16 protein-coding genes and 1 tRNA gene are annotated in these 18,974 nt (G+C 44.8%); 12 read left to right on the plus strand and 5 right to left on the minus strand.

Features of this window, described 5'->3' with window-relative positions; all coding sequences use genetic code 11:
- The first annotated feature begins 7 nt into the window (after window positions 1-7).
- The gene (recJ, locus tag BLS64_RS02715; RefSeq protein WP_093111460.1) at window positions 8-1,732 is read left to right on the plus strand and encodes a single-stranded-DNA-specific exonuclease RecJ; all 1,725 of its coding nucleotides are present in this window, start codon (window positions 8-10) and stop codon (window positions 1,730-1,732) included.
- Window positions 1,733-1,996: 264 nt separating this feature from the next.
- Here recJ and BLS64_RS02720 read toward each other — a convergent pair whose 3' ends face one another.
- Window positions 1,997-2,605, minus strand: a complete 609-nt coding sequence (locus tag BLS64_RS02720; protein WP_093111462.1) for a superoxide dismutase — start codon at window positions 2,603-2,605, stop codon at window positions 1,997-1,999.
- A 241-nt stretch (window positions 2,606-2,846) separates the two neighbouring features.
- Here BLS64_RS02720 and BLS64_RS02725 point away from each other — a divergent pair, with 241 nt between their 5' ends.
- The 5 genes from BLS64_RS02725 (at window position 2,847) to BLS64_RS02745 (ending at window position 12,612) form a co-directional block, all read left to right on the plus strand.
- Entirely contained in the window at window positions 2,847-5,981 is a 3,135-nt protein-coding gene (locus tag BLS64_RS02725) for a UvrD-helicase domain-containing protein (protein WP_093111464.1), read from the plus strand.
- Window positions 5,982-6,012: 31 nt separating this feature from the next.
- Complete coding sequence (kbl, locus tag BLS64_RS02730; RefSeq protein WP_093111466.1) at window positions 6,013-7,206, plus strand: glycine C-acetyltransferase; 1,194 nt, start codon at window positions 6,013-6,015, stop codon at window positions 7,204-7,206.
- Window positions 7,207-7,530: 324 nt separating this feature from the next.
- Window positions 7,531-8,949: an OmpA family protein gene (locus tag BLS64_RS02735; protein WP_093111468.1), complete on the plus strand. Its 1,419-nt coding sequence runs from the start codon at window positions 7,531-7,533 to the stop codon at window positions 8,947-8,949.
- Window positions 8,950-9,013: 64 nt separating this feature from the next.
- A complete protein-coding gene (locus tag BLS64_RS02740; protein ID WP_093111469.1) occupies window positions 9,014-11,770 on the plus strand; it encodes a PD-(D/E)XK nuclease family protein in 2,757 nt (918 codons plus the stop codon).
- Complete coding sequence (locus BLS64_RS02745; RefSeq protein ID WP_093111471.1) at window positions 11,764-12,612, plus strand: alpha/beta hydrolase family protein; 849 nt, start codon at window positions 11,764-11,766, stop codon at window positions 12,610-12,612. The genes BLS64_RS02740 and BLS64_RS02745 overlap by 7 nt, the downstream gene beginning before the upstream one ends.
- Window positions 12,613-12,898: 286 nt before the next feature.
- Here the strand turns inward: BLS64_RS02745 and BLS64_RS02750 are convergent.
- Window positions 12,899-12,975: transfer RNA gene (locus tag BLS64_RS02750), tRNA-Ala, on the minus strand.
- 103 nt (window positions 12,976-13,078) lie between these two features.
- On the opposite strand from BLS64_RS02750, the gene BLS64_RS02755 reads away from it, so the two are divergent.
- The 5 genes from BLS64_RS02755 to BLS64_RS15385 all read left to right on the plus strand — a co-directional run bounded on the left by BLS64_RS02755 (window position 13,079) and on the right by BLS64_RS15385 (window position 16,081).
- Entirely contained in the window at window positions 13,079-13,582 is a 504-nt protein-coding gene (locus BLS64_RS02755) for a GNAT family N-acetyltransferase (protein WP_093111473.1), read from the plus strand.
- The gene (locus tag BLS64_RS02760; protein WP_093111475.1) at window positions 13,583-14,908 is read left to right on the plus strand and encodes an MATE family efflux transporter; all 1,326 of its coding nucleotides are present in this window, start codon (window positions 13,583-13,585) and stop codon (window positions 14,906-14,908) included.
- 74 nt (window positions 14,909-14,982) lie between these two features.
- Window positions 14,983-15,750 carry an enoyl-CoA hydratase/isomerase family protein gene (locus tag BLS64_RS02765; protein WP_093111477.1) on the plus strand — a complete coding sequence of 256 codons (768 nt, stop codon included), beginning with the start codon at window positions 14,983-14,985 and terminating at the stop codon, window positions 15,748-15,750.
- A gap of 23 nt (window positions 15,751-15,773) precedes the next feature.
- Window positions 15,774-15,950: a hypothetical protein gene (locus tag BLS64_RS15130; protein ID WP_176763410.1), complete on the plus strand. Its 177-nt coding sequence runs from the start codon at window positions 15,774-15,776 to the stop codon at window positions 15,948-15,950.
- Entirely contained in the window at window positions 15,950-16,081 is a 132-nt protein-coding gene (locus tag BLS64_RS15385; RefSeq protein ID WP_256325175.1) for a hypothetical protein, read from the plus strand. The genes BLS64_RS15130 and BLS64_RS15385 overlap by 1 nt, the downstream gene beginning before the upstream one ends.
- Here BLS64_RS15385 and BLS64_RS02770 read toward each other — a convergent pair whose 3' ends face one another.
- Window positions 16,082-16,702 carry a 2OG-Fe(II) oxygenase gene (locus BLS64_RS02770; RefSeq protein WP_245693361.1) on the minus strand — a complete coding sequence of 207 codons (621 nt, stop codon included), beginning with the start codon at window positions 16,700-16,702 and terminating at the stop codon, window positions 16,082-16,084.
- Window positions 16,703-16,841: 139 nt separating this feature from the next.
- Here BLS64_RS02770 and BLS64_RS02775 point away from each other — a divergent pair, with 139 nt between their 5' ends.
- Complete coding sequence (locus BLS64_RS02775; protein ID WP_093111481.1) at window positions 16,842-17,294, plus strand: 6-pyruvoyl trahydropterin synthase family protein; 453 nt, start codon at window positions 16,842-16,844, stop codon at window positions 17,292-17,294.
- Here BLS64_RS02775 and BLS64_RS02780 read toward each other — a convergent pair.
- Entirely contained in the window at window positions 17,291-17,938 is a 648-nt protein-coding gene (locus BLS64_RS02780; protein WP_093111483.1) for an alpha/beta hydrolase, read from the minus strand. The two genes, BLS64_RS02775 and BLS64_RS02780, sit on opposite strands and share 4 nt — an antisense overlap.
- Complete coding sequence (locus tag BLS64_RS02785; protein WP_093111485.1) at window positions 17,938-18,891, minus strand: ring-cleaving dioxygenase; 954 nt, start codon at window positions 18,889-18,891, stop codon at window positions 17,938-17,940. Before BLS64_RS02785 ends, BLS64_RS02780 begins: the two co-directional genes overlap by 1 nt.
- Between the last annotated feature and the right edge of the window lie 83 nt (window positions 18,892-18,974).

Raw genomic sequence — 18,974 nt, forward strand, 5'->3', positions numbered from 1 at the left:
TACTTGCATGCGCTGGACTCTCAAACCCAAACCCGATCCCGAGACCGTATCAAATCTTTCAAAGAGCCTGGGAGTAGGAAAACCCATAGCTTCTCTTCTGGTTCAGCGCGGAATAGAAACCTTTGAGGATGCGAAGAAATTCTTCAGGCCCTCGTTGGAAGATCTTCACGATCCATTTCTCATGCAGGACATGCTGCCGGCAGTTGAGAGAATAGAAAAGGCCATTGAACAGGGGGAGAATATATTGGTGTATGGGGATTATGATGTTGACGGTACTACCAGTGTCGCTTTGGTTTCTTCCTATCTTATATCTTACTATCCCAATGTGGCTACCTATATTCCGGATAGGTATGATGAAGGCTATGGGGTATCTTATAAAGGAATAGATTTCGCTGCCGATAATGATATCAGTCTTATTATCGCTCTTGACTGTGGGATCAAAGCGAAAGATAAAGTGGCTTATGCTTCAGAAAAAGGCATAGATTTCATCATTTGCGACCACCACAGGCCTGGGAAGGAAATTCCAGATGCAGTGGCCGTGCTCGACCCAAAACGCGAAGATTGTAATTATCCTTACAAAGAACTCTGCGGCTGTGGGGTTGGATTTAAGCTGCTGCAGGCGCTGACTTCCAGGCGTGAGGAGAATTTTGAGATCCTGCTGCCATACCTGGACCTGGTAGCTACGGCCATTGGCGCCGACATTGTTCCCGTCACCGGCGAGAACAGGATCCTGGCCTACCACGGACTTAGGGTGATAAATGCAGCACCACGTCCGGGATTCAAGGCTATTTTGGAGCAGGTAAAGAAAAGTGTGCTTACCCTCAACGATGTCGTCTTTATCATTGCCCCGCGTATCAATGCCGCGGGAAGAATGAAGCACGGACTTCACGCCGTGAAATTGCTCACAGAAGAGAATGAGATAATGGCGGTGAAGTTTGCTGAAGAGATTGAGAGCTACAACCGCGAGCGAAGGGATACAGATAAAGCTATCACGTTAGAAGCACTGGCCCAGATCGAAGAAATGAAAGAGCAGGAAAGACTTACAACAGTGGTTTATCATGAAAACTGGCATAAAGGGGTGATCGGGATAGTGGCTTCCCGTCTTACCGAGACCTATTACCGCCCCACACTGGTATTTACACGCAGCGGCGAAAAACTCGCTGCTTCGGCCAGGTCGGTTAAGGGATTTGATGTCTATGATGCGCTGGAAGGCTGTTCCGAATATATTGAGCAGTTTGGAGGGCATAAATATGCTGCGGGCCTTACCTTGCTAGAGGTGCAGTACGAGAACTTCAAAAGGAAATTTGAAGAGGTGGTTTCTGCCAGTATAGATAAGAACCTGTTGATCCCGGAGATCTCCATAGACGCCGAGATCAACCTTCAGGAGATCACTCCGAAGTTCTATAGAATTCTGAAGCAATTCGCCCCCTTCGGGCCCGGTAACATGAGGCCGGTATTCATGTCCCGAAGACTCGAAGATACCGGGTATGCCAAATGCGTGGGTGAGGACCAGACGCATCTAAAATGCCGTTTGCAGCACTCTCCTTCGGGCGTGAGCTACGGGGCTATAGGTTTTAACCTGGGAAATAAGTGCGGGCTGCTGGCTGAAAGGCAGAAAATAAAAGCGGTTTTCGGAATAGAGGAGAATGAATTCAACGGGAATTTCAGCCTTCAACTCAAGTTAAAAGACATTGCTTTGGATGAGGTTAATGTGCTGAAAACCAAAACATAAGACAGAATTTTGCTGCTGATTTCTTACAGCTTAAAAAAAATAATACGCTTTAACTAATTTCCCTGTAGTTGGTCTAAAAAAATTTTTCAAAGTTAAGTGATTATATATCTTAGCAGAGCCATAACATAAGTAGGTTAAGTTCATGGTAGATTTGGGGCAAAAAAAGGTGGATCTTTTCCACCTTTTTTTATGCCCAAAAATTAACGCACAAAAAATGCTGCCCAAATCACTTCAGGCAGCATGTTCATTCTAAAAACAGAATTATTATTTGTGCTGAGCATATCTTTTTGCTACTTCATCCCAGTTGATCACATTGAAAAAGGCCTCAATATAAGCTGGACGCTGGTTTTGATACTTCAGGTAATAAGCGTGCTCCCACACATCCATTCCAAGAATAGGAGTTCCTCCGCAACCTGTACCCGGCATTAAAGGATTATCCTGGTTAGGGGTAGAGCAGACTTCCAATTTTCCGCCTTCCTTTACACAAAGCCATGCCCAGCCAGAACCAAACTGGCCTGCACCTGCTTTCGAAAAAGCATCTTTGAAAGCTTCAAAAGATCCGAAATCTTTATCAATAGCAGCGGCAAGGTCACCCTCTGGTTTTCCGCCTCCTTCTGGAGACATGATCTCCCAGTAAAGGTTGTGGTTGTAGTATCCGCCACCGTTATTTCGAACCGCTTTGTTCTCCATATCCAGGTTGTTCAGGATGTTCTCGATGTTCTTTCCTTCCTGGTCGGTTCCCTTGATGGCGTCATTCAGTTTGCTGGTATAACCGGCGTGGTGTTTATCGTGATGGATCTCCATTGTTCTTGCATCAATGTGAGGCTCCAATGCATCAAATGCATATTTTAGTTTTGGTAACTCAAAAGCCATAATGTTTTCTTTTTAGTTGTTATTACTTTGATCAACCCCAAATTTAGGCATTTCATAAGGTTTTCCGAAATGGGGAAATGTTATAAAATCCTTAAACCTTTTGGAAATTTCAGGTTTTTTCTGATCATATAAAAAAGGAATTAAGGAAGTGTCTGAAAATTAGATAATTTCTTCTGAATATTTTTCCAGCAGAATTGGAATCTGTTTTTCGGCGGCATTTCCTATTTTAGTAAAAAAATTTTTGAAGCAGCCCAATACCTTTACCATTTATAATGCATCGGCAGGTTCCGGAAAGACTTTTACCCTTGTAAAAGAATACCTGGCTCTGCTGCTTACCTCTAACAGACCCGACAGCTACAGGAACATTCTGGCTATTACTTTTACGAACAAAGCCGTGGCCGAAATGAAAAGCCGTATCATAGAAGGCCTGCATACCCTGACCAATGAAGAAGGCCAAACCAGTCTGTTGACCCTTCTTGCAGAAGATACCGGCCTCACTTCCGAAGAAATAAGGACAAGAAGCCGGCGCATTTTAAAAAGCATTATTAACAACTATGCATCTTTTGAGGTGTCTACTATTGATGGGTTTACCCACAGGGTGCTGAGAACCTTTGCCAAAGACCTAGAACTGCCCCTGAATTTTGAGGTGGAATTGAACACCCAGGAAGTGTTGAATGAAGCTGTTGACCGGGTGATCAACCTGGCGGGGCAGGATGCAGCGCTGACCAAAGTACTGGTGAACTTTGTGTTGAGCAAAACAGATGACGATAAAAGCTGGGATATTTCGCGGGACCTGTTGAGTATAGCCAACCTGCTCACCCAGGAGACGAGCAGACCTTATCTGGAGCTATTATCTGGAAAAAATCTTGATGCTTTTAAAGCCCTTGGCGAAGAACTTAAAAAACATCTTAAGGAAGAAGAAGGTGCTGCCGTTAAAATAGCAGCTGATTTTTTTGAACTTATCAGATCCCGGGGAATAGAATCCACTGATTTTACGAGGGGTTCCTGTCCCAAATTCTTTGAAAAGATTGCCAAAAAAAATTTCAAGATCGACCTTCACCTGCAATGGCAGGAAAATATTGCTTCTCAGAACCTATATTCCAAAAGCCTTGCTTCCGGGAAAAAGGATGTGCTTGATGAATTGCAGCCGCAAATTGCAGACATGTTTGGGGAGGTTAAAAATCATATTCTCAGAATTCAGTTTTTAAAGGCTGTGGAAAAGAACCTGGTGCCGCTATCCCTGCTCAGCGCTATCCAAAACCAGATAGAGGAGATCAAAAAGGAGAATTCCATCGTGTTGATCTCCGATTTCAATGCTACCATTGGTAAGGCGGTGAAAAACCAGCCGGCGCCCTTTATTTATGAACGCCTGGGAGAACGCTACCGGCACTATTTCATAGATGAATTTCAGGATACTTCTCAGCTGCAGTGGGAGAACCTTATTCCGCTGGTGGATCATACCCTTTCCGTAGAACATATTCAGGAAGAGCATGGTAGTCTCACCCTGGTAGGTGATGCCAAGCAGTCCATTTACCGCTGGCGCGGAGGCAAGGCAGAGCAGTTCATGGAGCTTTGTGGTGAGAAGAATCCTTTCAATATAGAGGAAAAGAGGCTGGTGATGCTGCCTAACAATTATAGAAGTGCAAAAAATATCGTGGACTTCAACAACGATTTTTTCAGGTTTTCGTCCTCCTGCTTTGATCATGAGGCGCATCAAACCCTTTTTGAGAACAGTGGGCAGCAAAGCATTTCCGAAAAAGAGGGTTATGTAAACCTCTCATTTATAGAAGCCGAAAATGCCGAAGAGGAAATGGAGATTTATCCGCAGCGGGTGCTGGAGATCATCAGAAACCTCGAGGCAGAAGGGGTGTCAAAAAGCAGTGTCTGCATCCTTACCCGCAGAAAAAAGGAAGGCATAGCCATTGCCAATTACCTGGGTGAAAATGATATTGCGGTCATCTCTTCTGAAAGCCTTTTGCTGAGCCGTTCTCCTGAAGTGAACTTTATTAATTCAATCCTAAAATACAGCCTGGATATTGCCGATAAAGAGCTGAGGTTTGAGATCCTCGATTTCCTTTTGAAAGGAAAGATCTCTACCGAAAATGATTTCAAATTCCTAACCAAAACCCTGGAACTGGAGGGACAGGCATTTTTCGATGCTCTAAAGGAGCAGAACATTCATTTTGACCTGGAGGTGCTTACCTCGCTTTCTGTTTATGAAGGTGTGGAATACATCATCAGGAGTTTTGGCTTGGTGAAGAGTTCAAATGCATACCTGCAATTTTATCTGGACTTTGTGTTTGAGGCTTCCAATTCCACAGCCTCCGGTATCTTCGAATTCCTTGAGCTTTGGGATCGCAAAAAGGATGATCTGAGCATTGTAGTGCCCGAAGGGGAAGATGCCGTGCAGATCATGACAATTCACCGGGCAAAAGGACTGGAATTTCCGGTAGTCATCTATCCTTTTGCCAACAGCACCATTCAGGATACGGCCAGGGAATCTATCTGGATGAACCTTCCGGAAGGGCTGAGTTCCAATATTGGAGTTGCATACCTGAAGGCTTCAGAAAAAATGAAATTCTGGGGAGGGGAGGCACCCCGATTGTATGAAGAGCTTTGCTTTAACAGTCAGTTGGATGCGCTGAATGTTCTTTATGTAGCTTTGACACGTCCTGTAGACCGCCTGTATGTGATCTCCAAAATGGAACTGGATAAAAAAGGACAGGAAAATCTAAAAAAGTTTTCCGGGCTCTTCATCTCGTACCTTAAACAAATTGGAAAATGGACGGGGGAAACCGAGTATGAATTTGGGCAGACCCTTGCGCTGCCCGAGGTTGAGCCGCTTACCCGAAGTTCTGTTCCGCAGGAGGTTTTTTATTCATCCCCTACAGAATCCAACGGTATCTCCATTATTACCCGTTCGGGAATGTTGTGGAATTCCAAACAAAAATCAGCGATCGAAAAAGGGAACCTGGTCCACGAATTGTTCGCCCGCATCAATTCGAAAAAAGATATTGAGCAGGTGCTTTTCACTGCCAGGGAAGAGGGAATGTTCAAAGATCAGGATGAGGTGGAAATAGAGGAGTTGATCCGGGAAGTGATTCAGCATCCTGAACTGGAGGCTTATTATTCTGAGGATGCTGTAAACTATAATGAAAAAGACGTTTTCTCTGGTACTGGAGAGATCTTAAGGCCCGACAGGCTTAACTTCTGCGGAAATAAAGTGAGCCTGATAGATTATAAAACCGGAGCAGAGGATGTTAAACACGGCGAACAGATCAATTCTTATGCCGCCGTTTTGGAAAAAATGGGATATGAGATCGATAGGAAATTGCTGGTTTACCTAAATAATGACGCCGAGGTGAGGATTGTATAAAAGAAGTGTAATTTTGTAAAAAATCAAATATATGTACGGAGCTATAAAGGATTATCTTAAAGAAGAAATAGAGCAAATAAAAGAAGAAGGCCTTTTTAAGAAGGAAAGGATCATCACCTCTCCGCAGGGGGCAGATATTACCATTCAGGGAGGCAAGCAAGTGATCAACTTCTGTGCGAATAACTATCTGGGACTGTCTTCTCACCCCGATGTGATTCAGGCCGCAAAAGACACTATGGACACTCACGGATTTGGAATGTCCAGCGTACGATTCATTTGCGGAACCCAGGATATTCATAAAGACCTGGAAAAGAAGATCGCTGATTTTTACGGTACAGAAGACACCATTTTATATGCCGCAGCTTTTGACGCTAACGGAGGGGTTTTTGAACCGCTTTTCTCGAAAGAGGATGCGATCATTTCAGATTCTCTTAATCACGCTTCCATTATTGATGGGGTAAGGCTGTGTAAAGCCGCCCGCTATCGTTACGAGAATAATAATATGGAAGATCTTGAGCAGCAGCTAAAAAAGGCCAATGAAGATGGCGCACGCTTCAAGATCGTGGTGACGGACGGGGTTTTCTCCATGGACGGTTTGCTGGCTCCGCTTGACAAGATCTGTGATCTGGCAGAGAAATACGACGCTTTGGTCATGATCGATGAGGCGCATGCTGCAGGCTTCATCGGCGAGCAGGGAATTGGAACGCTTGAGGAAAAAGGTGTTTTAGGTCGTATCGATATCATTACAGGAACCCTAGGTAAAGCACTTGGTGGCGCCATGGGTGGGTATACCACAGGTAAGAAAGAGATCATTGAAATGTTGAGGCAAAGGTCAAGACCATATCTTTTCTCTAACTCTTTAGCTCCGGCAATTGTAGGTGCCTCTATCAAAGTATTTGACATGCTCTCTAAGGATGACACACTGCGTAACCGTGTAAAGGAGAACACTGCCTATTTCAAAAAAGGAATAAAAGAAGCCGGTTTCGATATTATTGATGGCGATGCAGCCATTGTTCCTGTGATGCTGTACGATGCCAAACTTTCGCAAACCATGGCCGACAGGCTGCTGGAGGAAGGCATTTATGTGATAGGCTTCTTCTATCCGGTCGTGCCAAAAGGAAAAGCCAGGATCAGGGTGCAATTATCGGCTGCCCATACCAGGGAACATCTTGATAAGGCTATAGCTGCCTTTAAGAAAGTAGGAAAAGAACTTGAAGTGATCTAAAAAATTAAGTAAGTACGCTTTAAAATGTATCTATACCCCCTGCAGATTTAAGAAACTGTTGGGGGTAATTTATTTTGAAAAATTTTTGAATTTGTAGGTAAAACCTTGCTTTTAGTGCATTCCCAAGCCAAATAACACGCTGTTCAAATGCTTAATTTTTTAGCAAAATTTTATAAAAAATCTAATGAATTTTCAATATAAACCGCCGACTATCGCCAGCATACAAGGGTTTATTAAGAAAACTTTATTATATTGGGCTTTGTTAATAATATTTTCCAGTATACTTTTGTTTTAACTAACTAATTAAAAATTAAACTCTTCAATATGAAACATCTAAACAAATTTTTATTGGCTACTTTATGCATCCTGAGCTTCAGCACCATGCAGGCGCAGGATGAAGATAACCCTTGGGCTATCACCCTTGGAGTTAATGCGGTTGACTTCTATCCTACCGGTGAAGGTGAAGGAGGCGACGTAACCAGTAGCACTTACTACAATGAATTTTTCAATGCTTCCGATCACTGGAACATCCTTCCGGCGCTTTCTAAAATATCTGTGGCCAGATATATTGGTGGAGGTTTCAATTTTGAACTTGCCGGATCTTTAAACCAGATCGACAAATTTGGAGATGAAGGTGTTGATGATCTTAGCTACTATGGAATTGACGGTTTGTTCAACTACAGCCTTAGGTCTCTTGCCGGTGACGGATGGTTTGATCCTGTTATTGGTGCCGGTGGTGGATACACCTGGATCGATGATGAAGGAGCAGCGACTTTGAACGGAAAATTAGGATTCAACTTCTGGTTCTCAGATAACCTTGCATTAACCCTTCAGGCCATGTACAAGCATAGCTTTGACAATGATCAAATGCACAAACACTGGCAGCACACTGGAGGGATAAAATTCGCTTTCGGTGGAAAAGATACAGATGGTGACGGGATCTATGACAAAGACGATGAGTGTCCAGAAGAACCAGGACTTGAAGAATTCAACGGATGTCCAGATTCTGACGGTGACGGTATCGAAGACAGAAATGACGAATGTCCAAACGAAGCCGGATTGGCACAATTCAACGGATGTCCTGACACTGACGGTGACGGGGTAGCAGATCCTCAGGATGAATGTCCTACTGAAGCCGGTACAGCCGAAATGAACGGATGTCCTGATGCTGATGGTGACGGAGTGAAAGACAGCGAAGATGAGTGTCCAGATGAAGCAGGTCCTGCTGAAAACAACGGATGCCCATGGGAAGACAAAGACAATGACGGAGTTCTTGATAAAGACGACGAGTGTCCTGAAGTAGCCGGTACTGCCGCTAACAATGGATGTCCTGAGCCTACAGTTGAGGTGATCGAGGAGTTGAACGAGTACTCAAGAACCATTCTTTTTGACCTTAACAAGTCATCTATCCGTCAGGAATCAGAAGAGACTTTACAGTCTATCGCTGACATCATGAAGGAGTACCCACAAACTATCTTCCATATTGAAGGACACACAGATAGTACAGGTAGCGCTTCTTATAATGAAAAACTTTCTAGAGAAAGAGCAGCTTCAGTACGACAGTTCTTAATTGAAGCCGGAATTCCTGCAAACCGTCTGACTTCTGAAGGATATGGTGAAACTCAGCCTATCGCTTCCAACAATACAGCTAAAGGAAGACAGGAAAACAGAAGGGTTGAGATCTCACTTGACAAGGAAAGAGAGATGAAAGAGCCTGCTGCAGAAGATACTACTGATATGTAGGCCATACCTTAAATAAATCTTGAAAAACGCTCCGATTCATCGGAGCGTTTTTTATTTTTAAGGCATGACTGCATTCATAGATCAGGTTTTAAACGAGCTCCTCGCCCGCGACACAAAAATTTCAAATTGTGCCTTCATTTTGCCCAGTAAACGTGCAGGGTCTTACCTGTTGCACCGGCTGGCCGGCATGGTAGAAAAACCGGTATTTTCACCAAGGGTGCTGAGTATAGAGGATTTTGCCCAGGAGATCGCCGGCTTAAAATCTGTTGACAATATTACTTCCCTTTTCGAATTCTATTCAGCATATAAAGATTGTACACCCCGGGATGAGGTCGAAAATTTTGAAACCTACTCGGCATGGGGGCAAACCCTGTTGCATGACTTCAATGAAATAGACCGCTACCTGATTGATTACAGGGCTTTTTTTGGGTATCTCTCAGACATTCAGGAGGTGAATCACTGGTCCCTGCAGGAGGATCAGACCTCCCTGATGAAGAATTACCTTTCATTCTGGAACAAGCTTCCGGTTTACTACGAACAGCTTCAGAAGCAGCTTGAGCGAAAAGGACTGGCCTACCAGGGAATGGTGTATCGTAGGGCTTCAGAAAAGATAGAGGATTTCATAATCAACAACTCCGGTAAATATGTTTTTGTGGGTTTTAACGCCCTTAATTCCGCCGAACAGCTCATTTTCCAGCGACTGCTTGAGACCGGTCTGGGGGAAGTGTTCTGGGATGTGGAAAAGACCTTCTTTGAAGACAAACAGCATGATGTGTCGCATTTTATGAGGCAGTATGCGATCGAATGGGAATGGTACAGGGGGAAGCCCTTCGGGAAACTTTCTTCGGAATTCACTTTAGCTAAGAACATAGAAATGGCGGGAATTCCAAAGAACATCGGTCAGGCAAAATACGTGGGGGAAATACTTTCCAGTATGAATGAGGAGGACCTGCAGAGTACGGCTGTGGTTCTGGGAGATGAGTCGCTTTTGTTGCCGGTGCTCAATTCCCTGCCCCCAAACATTTCAGAAGTGAATGTCACCATGGGTTTTGCCCTAAGAAATGCGCCTGTAGCCTTACTTTTTGAGCACCTGCTCAAAATTCAGGCGGGGCACCAGGAGAAGTGGTATTACAAAGATCTCACGACCATAATAAATCACCCGCTGATCAAAAAAGTGACCGGCGGGGGCTCAAACAGACTTTCAGAAAAGATCAAAAAGGAGAATCTAGTGTACCTCTCTTCAGAAACCATTTTTGAAAATGCATCGGGCTTTACTCTGGATCTGTACAGGTTATGTTTCCAAAGCTGGAAGAACGATCCGGAGATAGCTGTGGCTAATCTTCAGGAGCTGATCTACCTGCTCAGAACATACCTCGATAAGGACAAGGATAAGCTTACGCTTGAATTTTTGTACCAGTTCCATCTTTTGTTCAATAAACTGAACAACTTGCTGCAGGAATATACCCATGTCACCACCTTAAAATCCCTTTTTATCATCTTTAAAGACCTGGTTTCTTTACAGACGGTTGATTTTAAAGGAAAACCTTTCTCGGGGCTGCAGCTTATGGGAGTGCTGGAATCCAGAGTGCTTGATTTCAAAAATGTCATTTTGCTATCGGTTAATGAAGGCGTGCTGCCTTCGGGAAAAAGCAGCAATTCTTTTATTCCTTTTGACCTGAAATGTGCATATAATTTGCCCACGTACAAAGAAAAGGACGCGGTTTACGCCTATCACTTTTACCATCTCTTGCAAAGGGCTGAAAACGTGCATTTGGTGTATAATACTGAAAGTGGGGGATTAAATGCGGGGGAAAAGAGCCGTTTTTTACTGCAATTGGAAATGGAACAGCAAAAGCAGCACCAGATAAGCCAATTTTCGGTTGTGCCAAAAGTTCCGGCGATAAGCAAGGAACTGAAAGTAATTCCCAAAACTCCTGAAATGATGGCGAAGATCAGGGAGGTGGCTAAAAGAGGATTTTCTCCGTCGGCTCTTACCACTTACGTGCGGAATCCGCTTGACTTCTACAAACAGTATATCCTGGGTATTAGAGAAAGTGAGGAAGTAGAGGAAACCGTGGCCTACAATACTTTAGGGACGGTTGTGCATGACACGCTGGAAAAATTCTATGAGCAATGGATAGGTTCAGAAATTACTGAAGAAGGGCTCAAAAAGGCCATTTCTGAAACCCCTTCAGAAATCAGCCGACAATTTCTGAAACACTATACTTCTGAACCACTTCAAAACGGAAAGAATCTGCTGATATACGAAGTAGCCAAACGCTATGTGGTCAATTTTCTGAAGTCGGAGATCAAGACTCTCGAAAAAGGAAATTCTATAAGGATCTTACAGGTAGAGAATAAACTTGAATGTTCCCTGCCCATTGAGGTGCTGGATTTCCCCGTCAACCTGAAAGGCACGGTAGACCGGGTGGATGAATTCAATGGCAAAATGAGGATCATTGATTACAAGACGGGAAAAGTGGAGCAGAACAAAGTAGAGATCGTGGAATGGGAAGATATTCACAGCGATTATGACAAATACAGCAAGCCTTTTCAGGTGCTCATGTACGCTTATCTGTTACATCGCGAAAGACCGATCACTTCTGCTGCCGAAGCCGGTATTATTTCCTTTAAGAACCTGCAGAGCGGCTTCCTGAAATTTTACAAAAAAGACAAGAACGGCCGGGGAGCCTTTAAAGACCCCGATATCACACCGGAAACTTTGGGAGCTTTCCGGGAACAATTAATTAACCTGATCCTGGAGATCTGCGATCCGCAGGTGCCGTTTCAGGAAAAAGAAATGAAGCAATTCGCATGGTGATCATAAAACAAAAGAACATTCCGCTTCCCGGAAAACACGGGAGGCCGGTAATTACCGACGTATTTTTTTCAGAAGAAGGAGAGAACAAACCCGTGCTCATTTTTTGCCACGGCTATAAGGGTTTCAAGGATTGGGGCGCCTGGAATTTGATGGGTGAAGAATTTGCCAGAAGAGGTTTTCTGTTCATCAAGTTCAATTTTGCCTTTAACGGCGGAACCCTGGAAGAGCCGATCGATTTTCCCGATCTTGATGCCTTTGGAGAGAATACCTACACCAAGGAACTCGATGACCTGGAAGTGTTGCTGGATTGGCTCACTTCGGAAGATTCTCCATATTCCGAAGTGGCCGATGTTACGAATATTGGGCTAATGGGTCATTCTCGTGGCGGTGGTGTGGTACTTGTCAGAGCGGCTGAAGACAGGCGAATCAAGAAGCTGATCACTCTTGCGGCCGTGAGCGACTTTGGGGACCGATTTCCAAAAGGCAAAGAGCTGGATGCCTGGGAACAAAAAGGCATTGCTTACATTGAAAATACCCGAACCAAACAGCAAATGCCTCACCTTTTCGAGTTTTATGAAGATTTCAAGAGAAACGAAGAACGCCTTACCATTTCAAGGGCGGCGAAAGAACTGCATATCCCGGTCCTGATTATCCACGGGTCTGCCGATCCTACGGTATCTATTCAAGACGCTCATGACCTTCATGATTGGATCGCTGACTCCCAATTGTTCGTGCTGGAAGGTAGTGACCATGTCTTTGAGGCCTCGCACCCCTGGAACCAAACTCACCTTTCTGATGCCCTTGGAAGAATAGTGGACAGGGTTACAGGATTTTTGGAGTAAGGTCGATGTAGAAACAAAAAACCACCGCAAATGCAGTGGTTTTTGGTGGAGAATATCGCCCCGACGCTTCGGGGGAACCGATGAGCCTTTTGGCCTTAAATAGAGATATTGCAGGTATTCCTGAAAAAAGGGTATAAAAAAAACCACCGTCAATGCAGTGGTTTTTGGTGGAGAATATCGCCCCGACACTTCGGGGGAACCGATGAGCCTTTTGGCCTTAAATAGAGATATTGCAGGTATTCCTGAAAAAAGGGTATAAAAAAACCACCGCCAATGCAGTGGTTTTTGGTGGAGAATATCGGAGTCGAACCGATGACCTTTTGGCTGCCAGCCAAACGCTCTAGCCAGCTGAGCTAATCCCCCGTTTGGAGTTGAATGATAAAATTCAACGGGGCAAATGTAATTAATTTATTTATACCAGTAAAGAGTTTAATTCTTTCTTATAAAAATTATTTTTGTGGTTTCTATGATCCGAAAAGCTACCCGACAAGATCTCGAGTCCGCAAAGTCTCTTACCGAAGCCTGTGCCGCAGCCATGCAGGAAAAAGCCATTTTTCAATGGAATGAACATTACCCTTCCCGCGAACGCCTTCTGGAAGATATTGAGAAGGAAGAACTGTACGTACTCGAAGAGCACGGAGAGATCCTGGGGATCATCGTCCTTACTCCACAAATTGATGAAGAGTATCTTCCAATCGAATGGCTGACTCCAGGAGGTAATAACCTTTATGTTCACCGGCTGGCGACCCTCCCGGAGGTATGGGGAAAAGGTTACGGCCAAAAGCTGATGGATTTCGCCGAAAAGTTTGCTGCAGCTCAGAATTATCAGTCGGTAAGGCTCGATACCTTCAGCAAGAACAAAAGAAATCAGAAATTTTATGAGAGCAGGGACTATAAGCGCCTGGGAAATATCTTTTTTCCGAAGCAAAGTGAGCACCCTTTTTACTGTTATGAAAAGATCTTGAAGTAGATGTCTAGAGTTTCATTCAAGGAGATCAACAAAATTGCCATTCCCGCTATCATTGCCGGGATCGCGGAACCGCTCATTTCCCTTACCGATATCGCCATTATTGGAAACGTGGAAAGAGATCCCGTAGAGGCGCTGGCAGCCGCGGGGATAGTGGGTTCTTTTCTTTCAGCTATCATCTGGATCGTGGCACAGACAAAAACCGCCATCTCTGCCCTGGTTTCCCAGCACCTGGGAGCGCAGCGGCTTCATGCGGTAAAGACCCTCGTGCCGCAGGCCATTTACTTCAACCTTTTATTGAGCCTGCTCATCTACATTGTAACCGCTTATTTTGCCGCCACCATCTTCAGGGCCTATAACGCTGAAGGACTGGTGCTCAATTACGCGGCTGATTATTACCAGATAAGGGCCCTGGGTTATCCGCTAACGCTGGTAACTTTTGCTCTTTTTGGGGTCTTTAGAGGGCTGCAAAATACGTTGTGGGCTATGAAATGCAGTCTCACCGGCGCCTTTCTTAATGTGGCGCTAGACTATCTCCTGGTGTACGGCATTGATGGGGTTATTCCTGCCATGCATTTAAAAGGGGCGGCTATAGCCAGCGTGATCTCCCAGGCCGTGATGCTGGCCATGGCGCTTTACTTTTTCTTTAGCAGGACACCCTTTGGATTACGACTTAGTTCTAACATTAATCCGCAGATGCGCGGTCTTCTTGTAATGAGCGCCAACCTCTTTGTGAGGACCGCCGCCCTCAATTTCGCCATTTATCTGGCCAACGCTTACGCCACAGATTATGGGAAGAACTACATTGCTGCCCAAAGTATCCTCATGAACATCTGGTTGTTCTTTTCATTTTTCATCGATGGCTACGCGAATGCCGGAAATGCTATTTCGGGAAGGCTTTTGGGTGCCAAAGATTACAAGCGGCTTTGGAATTTGAGCATTGACATCAGCAAATACGCCATCATCATCGCTATCACCCTTATTGGCATCTGTTCCCTGTTCTACGACGAGATCGGATTGCTTTTTACCAAAGAAAATTCTGTGCTGGTGCTGTTCACTTCTGTATTCTGGATGGTGCTTTTCATGCAGCCGGTCAATGCCATAGCTTTTATGTTTGATGGCATTTTCAAAGGCCTTGGCGAAGCGAAATACCTTCGGAATGTGTTGTTGTTCGCTACTTTCCTCGGATTCACTCCGGTGCTGCTGATAGGTGATCACTTCGGAATGGAACTCTATGCCATCTGGATCGCGTTTTTCGTATGGATGCTCATCCGAAGCGGGGCCCTGGTGATCAAATTCCGAAGGAAATATCTACAAAAAGAGGTGTAGCCGGAAGTTTTAGGCGACTTTCCTTCTTTGTAATTCCCGGCTAAAGTGTAACTTTACGGGAAACCATTCTTTTTATGACCACCAACAGAGAAAACGGAAGCCTGTATACAAAAATAACTGAGGGAGTAGCCACGGTCGAATTTGGCCACCCGGCAAGCAATTCCTTTCCCGGCGAACTGTTAGAGCGGTTGCAGCGGGAGCTCAATAAGCTTTCTGAAGATGAGGAGGTGAAGGTGATCATTCTTCGATCTGAAGGAGAAAAGGCCTTTTGTGCGGGAGCTTCTTTTGATGAGTTGCTAGCGGTTGAGAATATGCAGCAGGGGAAACTGTTCTTCTCCGGCTTTGCCAATGTGATCAATGCCATGCGTAGCTGCAAAAAGCTCATCATTGGGAGAATTCACGGCAAAACGGTTGGAGGCGGAGTAGGCCTGGCTGCGGCCTGTGATTATGCTTTTGCCACAGAACATGCCGCTATCAAACTTTCAGAATTAAGTATTGGTATAGGTCCGTTCGTCATCGCACCGGCCATAGAGCGCAAAATGGGCGTGGGAGCTTTAGCCGAACTTACTTTGGCTGCCCATGAATGGAAGAATGCATATTGGGCCAAGGAAAAGGGATTATACGCGCGGGTATTTGAGAATACTTCGGAAATGGATAAGGAGCTTGAATTTTTCAGCAGAAAACTTGCGGGCTACAATCCTGCAGCTTTGTATGAAATGAAAAAGGTGTTATGGGAAGGAACCGAAAACTGGAGCCAGCTGCTTCAGGAAAGAGCCGCCATTTCGGGAGAGCTTGTGCTATCTGACTTTACACGGAAAGCATTGGCACAGTTAAAAAAATAGAAACAGTACTAAATATCTTCAGAATGAACATTCAGCAGGAACATTTACCAAAAGACAGGCCCGCCACCCGGGAAGAGGAATGGGGATATTCCCTGCAGAACTTCATTGAAGGCAACTGGGAATACATCCTGGGGATCCTGTTTGTGCTGGTGGTATTTCTCTACGCCCGGCACAGCTGGCGAAAAAGGCACGAAAGGTAATGCAGAACGAAGTGCCCATAAATAATGAGGCTTTTGACTTTTGGACCTTTCTAAGCGGTAACGGCTGGTGGCTGTTGCTGGCAATTGCCCTTATAGGTGTTTTTCTGTACCAGAAGTTCAGAAAAAAGTAACTATCGGGTCTTCAACCAGCCGGTAATGCTGAGCCTTTCGGTTTTTACGGGTTTTACTTCATGCTCCAGAACCTGGCTCTCAAAGATCACCACCCGCCCCGGAAAGGGATAGATCACCTCTTCTTTTTCCGTTCCGTGCTCATTCTTGTAGATCACCAGCTCCCCGCCATACTCCGGTTTCCAGTCCTGCTCGTTGAGATAGCAGACCATGGAAAGTTTTCTCCTGTCATCGTTCTGGAAAGTGTCCAGGTGTCTCTTGTAAAAAGTGCCTTCAGGATACAGAGCATAATGGAATTCCTTGTGCAGAATTCCCATAAAACAGGTTTTGTTAAGGTACTCCACAAAGTCATTGATCCTGTTGAAAAAGATAGACTCGGCTGCTCCCGATTCAGCCTCATTCAACCACAGAATAAAGTCGCCACGAATAGATTTCGCGATCATTTCGTTGGTACGGTTGCCAATAGCCGCCTTCTTGAAATTGTCTTCCTCATACTTGTTTAGAAGCGAGTTACGAAGCTGCTGTACTTCATAAAGGTCAAAGAAGTTCTCAATTATTGAATACTGTTGGTTCAACAGGTCCTCAATGATCTTCTCGTAAACGGGATTCTCTACTATTGTCACTTTCAAAAATTTAAGCCTGCAAATGTATATCGTTTTAATATTCGCTGCTGAAAAAAGTTGCTCCTAAAAAGTTAATTTTTAAAAGCTGAGCTTCAGGCAGGAGGCAGTAAAAAACCTTTATCTTTGCAAAAATATTTTTATGGGTTTAATTCGAATTACCAAACAGTTCTCATTTGAAACAGGGCATGCCTTGTACGGTTACGACGGAAAATGCAAGAACGTTCACGGCCACAGCTATAAATTGGCGGTTACTGTAATAGGGGAACCCATTACTGATGTGGATAACGTCAAGCTGGGAATGGTGATCGATTTTGGCGATCTGAAGAAGATCGTGAAACAGGAGATCGTTGATGTGTTTGATCATGCCACTGTTTTTAATAAGAACACACCTCATGTGGAGCTGGCCAAAGAGCTGAAGGACAGAGGTCATACTGTCATTCTTGTAGACTATCAACCTACCAGTGAGAATATGATCCAGGATTTTGCTGCAAAGATCCAAAAAAGGCTTCCTGAACATATCAAGCTATTCTCCCTAAGGCTGCAGGAAACGGAAACCTCTTACGCCGAGTGGTACGCTTCAGATAATGCTTAGACCTTTTTCTTTGAAGGCCCCGGGTACCCGAAAATGAAATTATTGGCCACGCCAAGTTCTTCGGTATTGATCACATGCCCCGCGTTTTTATGAATTCGTAGTTCTACCTTCGCATTTTTATTCTTTAGGATCTCGGCCGACTGTTCTACCCGTTCAACCGGCACATGTGAATCGGGGTCGCTGGTTCCCAAAAAGATAGAAGTTTCTTCAAAATCGGTAATATAATTCCCAGTGTTAATGTGGTCTCCAATAAGTCCGCCGATAATGGCAATGACTCCTCCGTACTTTTTTGCATTGCGGGTGGTGTACTCCAGTGCCAGGCAGGCTCCCTGGGAAAATCCGAAGAAATAGATGTTTTCTGAAGCGATCCCTTTTTGGTTCAATTCCAGTTCCAGTTCCCCGAGCAGTTCGAGGGCCGAATCCAGCCAGGGCTGATTCTGCTCTTCGGGTGCCATGAAAGACAACGGATACCAACTGTTGTTATAAGCCTGCGGTGCCACCAGCGCGAAATCTTCTATCTTGAAATGCTCAGCAAGGCCCAGGATGTCTTCGGCAAATCCTCCCCTGCCATGTAACATGATCAATGCTTTTGAAGCTTTTTCTACCGGCGTTCCGTCGTATTTGAAATCTTTGTTGTGCAGCATTATTTGAATTTTTGAGGATTTAACTGAACCGGTTTCACGGCTTTTTCAATGAGGTCTCGTTTGGCTTCGTACTGTGCCGGAAGCATTAATTTTTCTCCCAGTTTCTGTGGTTCTTCATCTACCGCAAATCCCGGTTGGGCTGTAGCAACTTCAAAAAGGACTCCTCCCGGCTCCCTAAAATAGATGGATTCGAAGTATTGTCGATCTACCACAGGAGTGGGTTGTAAGCCGCTTCTTAAAAGATTTTCACGCACTTTTGCCTGAGTTTGAACATCGGCAGTGTTGAAGGCAATATGGTGAACCGTGCCACCACCGCCAAGGCCTCTCTGGCTGTTCGGCATGGAGACGATGTCTATATAATTTCCGGGTTTGTCGGTTGCAGCGAACCTGAACCTGTTCCCTTTTTCGGCGATCAGTTGATGGTCCATCACTTCCGTAAGCAAGGCTGCAGTGCGCTCATGTCTCTCCTGCCATATCTCCACGCTGTAAAAGCCTTTTATGGCGTGCTCTTCAGGAATGTTGCCGTACGAAAATCCGGGGCGATCGTCTTTGCTGTTAAAGACCAGTTCCAGCCCAAGACCGTCGGGGTCTTCAAAGTATAGAACAGATTCTCCCTCGAACCTTTCTTCTACAGGTTTTGTACTGACATTGTATTGCTTCAGTCGATTTTCCCAGAATTCCCTCGAGGTGTCCGGAACAGAAAAGGTAGTGACATTCAGCATTCCTTTACCCGGCCGTCCTTGTTGGATGCCTTCATAAGGGAAAAATGTCATGATGGAGCCCGGTTCTCCCAATTCATTTCCGTAGTAAAAATGATAGACCTCGGGCGCGTCAAAGTTCACGGTCTTTTTTACCATCCTCAGGCCCAGTATTCCGGTATAGAAATATAGGTTTTGCTGTGGTTCTCCGGCCAGGGCCGTAACATGATGAATGCCGGTTATCAAGTTTTTCATGCTCTTTTTTCTTAAAGGTACAGCACTTGAACAAAAATTCAAAGCCTGCGGCAGAGATGCCTGTTTTGAATCTCGCTTTCAAC

The sequence above is a fragment of the Salinimicrobium catena genome, assembly GCF_900102915.1.
GTDB classification, from domain to species: Bacteria; Bacteroidota; Bacteroidia; order Flavobacteriales; family Flavobacteriaceae; genus Salinimicrobium; species Salinimicrobium catena.

Excerpts from the sequence above, each read along its gene's own strand:
- BLS64_RS15385 (WP_256325175.1), top strand. The coding sequence starts at position 15,950 with ATGCAGAACGAAGTGCCCATAAATAATGAGGCTTTTGACTTTTGGACC.
- BLS64_RS02740 (WP_093111469.1), top strand. The coding sequence starts at position 9,014 with ATGACTGCATTCATAGATCAGGTTTTAAACGAGCTCCTCGCCCGCGAC.
- BLS64_RS02745 (WP_093111471.1), top strand. The coding sequence starts at position 11,764 with ATGGTGATCATAAAACAAAAGAACATTCCGCTTCCCGGAAAACACGGG.
- BLS64_RS02760 (WP_093111475.1), top strand. The coding sequence starts at position 13,583 with ATGTCTAGAGTTTCATTCAAGGAGATCAACAAAATTGCCATTCCCGCT.
- BLS64_RS02755 (WP_093111473.1), top strand. The coding sequence starts at position 13,079 with ATGATCCGAAAAGCTACCCGACAAGATCTCGAGTCCGCAAAGTCTCTT.
- BLS64_RS02785 (WP_093111485.1), bottom strand. The coding sequence starts at position 18,891 with ATGAAAAACTTGATAACCGGCATTCATCATGTTACGGCCCTGGCCGGA.
- BLS64_RS02780 (WP_093111483.1), bottom strand. The coding sequence starts at position 17,938 with ATGCTGCACAACAAAGATTTCAAATACGACGGAACGCCGGTAGAAAAA.
- BLS64_RS02765 (WP_093111477.1), top strand. The coding sequence starts at position 14,983 with ATGACCACCAACAGAGAAAACGGAAGCCTGTATACAAAAATAACTGAG.
- BLS64_RS02720 (WP_093111462.1), bottom strand. The coding sequence starts at position 2,605 with ATGGCTTTTGAGTTACCAAAACTAAAATATGCATTTGATGCATTGGAG.
- recJ (WP_093111460.1), top strand. The coding sequence starts at position 8 with ATGCGCTGGACTCTCAAACCCAAACCCGATCCCGAGACCGTATCAAAT.
- BLS64_RS02775 (WP_093111481.1), top strand. The coding sequence starts at position 16,842 with ATGGGTTTAATTCGAATTACCAAACAGTTCTCATTTGAAACAGGGCAT.
- kbl (WP_093111466.1), top strand. The coding sequence starts at position 6,013 with ATGTACGGAGCTATAAAGGATTATCTTAAAGAAGAAATAGAGCAAATA.
- BLS64_RS15130 (WP_176763410.1), top strand. The coding sequence starts at position 15,774 with ATGAACATTCAGCAGGAACATTTACCAAAAGACAGGCCCGCCACCCGG.
- BLS64_RS02735 (WP_093111468.1), top strand. The coding sequence starts at position 7,531 with ATGAAACATCTAAACAAATTTTTATTGGCTACTTTATGCATCCTGAGC.